The following is a 5102-nucleotide window of genomic DNA, read 5'->3' on the forward strand; positions in this document are numbered from 1 at the left end:
GGCGTACGGTTACCGGGACAGCGAATTCTTTTTCATGAAGATCAAGAGCGTCTTTCCCGGCAATCCGTGAAGAACCATTTTTTTCGCGCGGGAATTGCTTAGCCGCGGTATTCGCACAGGTAAGCGGTGTCCACGGCGACCTTCAGTTGGAACTTGCTGTTGGCCGGAACGTGGAACAGGCTGCCGGCGGCGAAGGTTTCCCAGGTGCTGCTGTCGGGCAGCTTGACGGTCAGGGCGCCGGATACCACGTGCATGATCTCACGCTGGGCAGTGCCGAATTCGTATTCACCCGGGGCCATGACGCCGATGGTCGCCGGACCTTCTGCGGTGCCGAAAGCGATCGACTTGACGGTGCCGTCGAAGTACTCGTTGACTTTAAACATGGGCGAATCCTCGGAAAAAGGGTCTGGAAAGGTCGGCCAGTATGCCCAAGGGCAAGGGAGCTGCCTAGACCGGCAAAATCAGCGGTAACAGGCGTGCGGTGTTGCGCGCATCTTCCAGCGCCCGGTGTTGCTGGCCATTGAACTGCATCCCCGCCAATTGCAGGGCGCTATTGAGCCCCGTTGGCTTGTCCAGGCGCCGGGCCTTGGCGAAGCGTTGCTTGAGGTTGATATGGGGCGTTTGGGCCAGCGCGCTGCTCAGGCCATGGCGCTGCCACTCCAGCTCGAGCTGCTGGCGATCGTAGTCGCCCCAGCTGGCCCAACCTTCCAGGTGTGCCTGATGCTGGCCCAGCCAGCGCTCGAACAGCGCCCACACATCGCCGAAAGGCGCGGCGCTGTCCATGTTCGCCTGGCTGATATGGGTCAGCTTGCGGCAGAAGGGCGTCAGCAATGGACGCCGCTGCGGTCGCACAAAACGCTGGAAATGATCCAACTCGCGGCCCTGGCGGTTGACCAGGCTTGCGCCGATCTCGATGACTTCCATCTCCGTCACGGGCCAGCCGCCGTCATCCGTTGTGGCTTCAAGGTCAATAATCAGCCAATGAGGCATCGTGCAGATTCCCGTACTCTTCCCGTCCTGATGGGGATAGAGCGTAGCCCGGCCGCGTAGTTCCGCCCAGGCTTTATTCGATCTCCAGCAACACCTGGCGATTGCGCACCTGATCGCCGGCCATGACCTGCACGGCCTTGACCACACCGTCGATGCCGGCCTTCAGCGGATGCTCCATTTTCATCGCTTCGAGCACCAGCAGCAGTTACCCCTGGGTGACGCGTTCACCGGCGCGCACGCGCACATCGACGATGGCGCCGTCCATCGGCGCCTCGACCCTGCCGCCGCCGGTTGGGGGCTGGCGGTTGGCAACGTGGTGGTTGCGGTTGGTCACGCTCACGCCCGGTAGCCACAGCTGGGCACCGTCGAGGTGGTAGGCACTGCGGCGGCGGATGCCGTTGATCACTGCGGTGGCCCAGCGGCCGTCGCTGCTGAGGTGGCGGATGTCGATGCCGTTGGCCTGCAGGTGATGGTCGGCGAGGACGCTGACCGTGATGTCCTGGACCGCATCGTCGACGGCCAACTGATAGCTCCACGGCACGTCAGCGCCGTTGCGCCACCCTGATAAGGCCGGGGCATGGGCCTGAGCGCTGTGTTGATAAAACAGCGCGGCGGCCAGGGCCAGCTGTTCGGCGGATGCGCGGGGGCGGTGGATCTCGCTGAAGTGTTCGGCGATCAACGCGGTGCTGAAGTCGCCGTGGATAAACTTCGGGTGCTTGAGCAGGTCGGTCAACAGCTGCTGGTTGCTCGCCACGCCCAGCAGCACCGTGTCCTCCACGGCGCGCAGCAGCTTGCGCCGCGCCTCCTCGCGGGTGGCGCCATGGGCGACGATCTTGCCGAGCAGCGGGTCATAGAACGGGCTGATGCGCTGACCTTCGAGAACGCCGTGGTCGACCCGCACGCCCGCGGCCGGTTCCCAGCGCAGCACCGCACCGGTTTGCGGCAGAAAGCCCTGGGCCGGGTCTTCGGCGTACAGGCGCACTTCCATGGCGTGGCCGCTGAGGCTGACCTGCGCTTGCTGTAACGGCAGCGGTTGGCCGGCGGCAATTTGCAGTTGCCAGTCGACCAGATCGAGGCCGCTGATCAGTTCGGTGACCGGGTGTTCGACTTGCAGGCGAGTGTTCATCTCCAGGAAGTAGAACCGGCCGTCGCGGTCGAGCAGGAACTCCACCGTGCCTGCGCCGACGTAATTCACCGCACGCCCGGCCTTGAGCGCCGCCTCGCCCATGGCCTGGCGCAGGGCCGGGGTCATCACCGGGCAGGGCGCTTCTTCAATGATTTTCTGATGGCGGCGCTGGACCGAGCAGTCGCGTTCGCCGAGGTGGATCAGGTTGCCGTGGCTGTCGCCGAACAGCTGGATTTCGACGTGGCGCGGCTCGATCAGCGCCTGTTCCAGGATCAGTTCGTCGCTGCCGAACGCATTCAGGGCTTCGGAGCGGGCGCTGCGCAGTTGCTCTTGCAGGTGTTCGCGCTGATGCACCAGGCGCATACCTCGGCCGCCGCCGCCGGCACTGGCCTTGATCATCAGCGGGAAGCCGATGCGTTCAGCTTCTATTTGCAACGTGGCGTCGTCCTGGGCGCTGCCTTGGTAGCCGGCGACGCACGGGACACCGGCCTCGAGCATGGCGAGTTTGGACCGGCGCTTGCTGCCCATCAGTTCGATGGCCTCGACGCTGGGGCCGATGAAGGTCAGCCCGGCGTTTATGCAGGCGCGGGCGAAATCGGGGTTTTCAGAGAGAAAGCCATAACCGGGGTGGACCGCGTCGGCACCCGTGCGTTGAGCTGCGCTGAGAATCGCCGGGATATTCAGGTAGGACTGCTGCACCGGTGCCGGGCCGATATTCACGGCTTCGTCGGCCATCTGCACGTGCGCGGCCTGGGCGTCGGCGTCGCTGTAGACCGCTACGGTGCGGTAGCCCAAGGCCTGGGCGGTGCGCTGGATGCGGCAGGCGATTTCGCCGCGGTTGGCGATCAGGATCTTGTTCATTCGGCCCACCGTGGCTTGCGCTGTTGCACAAAGGCCTGGGTGCCTTCGATCCCTTCTTCGCCCGTCGCCGCCTCGGCGAACCACGCGGCGGCCTGATCCAGCAACGGCCCCAGCGGTTGCTCCGCGCTGGCCAGCAGCAAGGCCTTGGTCCGCCCATTCGCCCCCGGCGCGCAACGCAATACCTGGCCCAGCACTTCATCCAGGCGTTCGGCCAACGCCTGCGGATCGCGCTCGACAAAATGCACCACGCCCAAGCGCTCAGCCTCGACCCCGTCGAACCGCGCCGCCGTCAGCGCCAGCCGGCGCGCGTGCGTCAGACCGATGCGCTTGACCACAAACGGCGCGATCTGCGCCGGCAGCAAGCCCAGGCTGGTCTCGGGCAAGCCGAACTGCGCCTGGTGATCGGCCAGCGCAATATCACTGACGCACGCCAAACCAAAGCCACCGCCCAGCACCGCGCCTTGCAGCACCACGATCACCACCTGGGGCGCGGCTTCAACTTCCTGCAGCAAGGTGCCGAACGCGCGGTTCAGCGTCTGCAATTGCGCCTTGTCGCTGGCGCCGAGCAGGTCTTTCACGTCCGCCCCGGCACAGAAATGCCCGGCCGCGCCGCTGATCACCAGCGCGCGCACCTGATTGTCCAACTGCGCCAGCACCGCGCGCAGTTCATTGACCATCTCCAGGCTCATCGCGTTGCGGCTTTGCGGACGGTTGAGGGTGATGTGCAGCACACCGTTATGGGGTTCGAGCAGCAGGGTGTTCATGGTTTTTTCCCCGGCAGGGTGCCCATCAGTTTGCAGATGATGCCCAGCATGATTTCGTCGGCGCCGCCGCCAATCGACACCAGGCGCATATCGCGATAGGCGCGGGCCACCGGGTTGTCCCACATAAAGCCCATGCCGCCCCAGTATTGCAGGCAACTGTCGCTGACTTCGCGGCCCAGCCGCCCGGCCTTGAGCTTGGCCATGGAGGCCAGGCGCGTCACGTCCTGGCCTTTGATGTACTGCTCGGTGGCCTGGTAGACCAGGGCGCGCAGGCATTCGATTTCGGTGGCCAGTTCGGCCAGGCGAAAGTGAATCACCTGATTGTCGATCAGCGCTTTGCCGAAGGTCTGGCGCTCCTTGCAGTATTCGATCGTGCTGTCGATGCAGGACTCCAGGCCCTTGATCATATTGGCCGCGCCAAACAGGCGTTCTTCCTGGAATTGCAGCATCTGCATCATGAACCCCGCACCTTCATGGCCGATGCGGTTGCGTTGCGGCACACGCACGCCGTCGAAGAACACCTGGGCGGTCTCGGAGCTGTGCATGCCGAGTTTTTCCAAGGGCGGGCTGACGCTGATCCCCGGTGTGTTCATCGGCACCATGATCAGCGACTTGTTGAGGTGCGGCTTGTCGTCGGAGGTGTTGGCCAGCAGGCACATGAAGTCGGCGCTCGGCGAGTTGGTGATCCACATTTTGCTGCCGTCGATCACGTAGTCGTCGCCGTCCTTGCGTGCCTGGGTCTTCAGCCCGGCCACATCGGAACCGGCGCCGGCTTCCGAGACGCCGATGCAACCGACTTGCGCGCCGCTGATGGCCGGGCGCAGGAATTCTTCGCGCAGTGCGTCGCAGCCGAAGCGGGCGAGGGCGGGGGTACACATGTCGGTCTGTACGCCGATGGACATGGGGATGCCGCCGCAGCGGATGCTGCCGAATTCTTCGGCGGCGACGATGGAGTAGCTGTAGTCCAGGCCCATGCCGCCGAATTGTTCGGGTTTGGAGATGCCCAGCAGGCCGAGGTCGCCGGCCTTGCGCAAGATATCGTGGATGGGGAAGCGGCCGGCTTTTTCCCATTCGTCGACGTGGGGGTTGATCTCGCGGTCGACGAAGGTGCGGACGGTGCGGCGCAGTGCTTGGTGTTCCTGGGTGAAGATCATTTTTTATTGTTCTCCGTGTGGGCGTTCTTCGGGTGTGCATGGCTCCGTCTGTGGGAGCTGGTTTGCTGGCGGTCCTACAGCGGGTAGATATCCAATGGGCTCACCTCGCTCGAAATTGGGCTCACCTAGCTCCAAATGTGGGAGGGGGCTTGCCCCCGATGGCGGCCTCTGGGCCGACCATTTTTTTGGGTTGAGTACATATCCGTT

Annotated in this window: 6 protein-coding genes; all 6 read right to left on the minus strand. The window is 64.2% G+C overall.

Annotated features, from left to right (window positions below; genetic code table 11):
• Positions 1–98: 98 nt before the first annotated feature.
• Complete coding sequence (ppnP, locus tag AC07W0_RS30780) at positions 99–383, minus strand: pyrimidine/purine nucleoside phosphorylase (protein ID WP_017849400.1); 285 nt, start codon at positions 381–383, stop codon at positions 99–101.
• 64 nt (positions 384–447) lie between these two features.
• Positions 448–990 carry a 3'-5' exonuclease gene (locus AC07W0_RS30785; protein WP_017849401.1) on the minus strand — a complete coding sequence of 181 codons (543 nt, stop codon included), beginning with the start codon at positions 988–990 and terminating at the stop codon, positions 448–450.
• Positions 991–1063: 73 nt separating this feature from the next.
• Positions 1064–1186: a biotin/lipoyl-containing protein gene (locus tag AC07W0_RS30790; RefSeq protein ID WP_371918439.1), complete on the minus strand. Its 123-nt coding sequence runs from the start codon at positions 1184–1186 to the stop codon at positions 1064–1066.
• Positions 1187–1195: 9 nt separating this feature from the next.
• Complete coding sequence (locus AC07W0_RS30795; protein ID WP_371918440.1) at positions 1196–2977, minus strand: acetyl-CoA carboxylase biotin carboxylase subunit; 1782 nt, start codon at positions 2975–2977, stop codon at positions 1196–1198.
• Positions 2974–3741: an enoyl-CoA hydratase/isomerase family protein gene (locus AC07W0_RS30800; protein ID WP_102619012.1), complete on the minus strand. Its 768-nt coding sequence runs from the start codon at positions 3739–3741 to the stop codon at positions 2974–2976. Before AC07W0_RS30800 ends, AC07W0_RS30795 begins: the two co-directional genes overlap by 4 nt.
• Positions 3738–4895, minus strand: a complete 1158-nt coding sequence (gene atuD, locus AC07W0_RS30805; protein WP_102619013.1) for a citronellyl-CoA dehydrogenase — start codon at positions 4893–4895, stop codon at positions 3738–3740. The genes AC07W0_RS30800 and atuD overlap by 4 nt, the downstream gene beginning before the upstream one ends.
• Between the last annotated feature and the right edge of the window lie 207 nt (positions 4896–5102).

The organism is Pseudomonas sp. GW704-F2 (assembly GCF_059423025.1).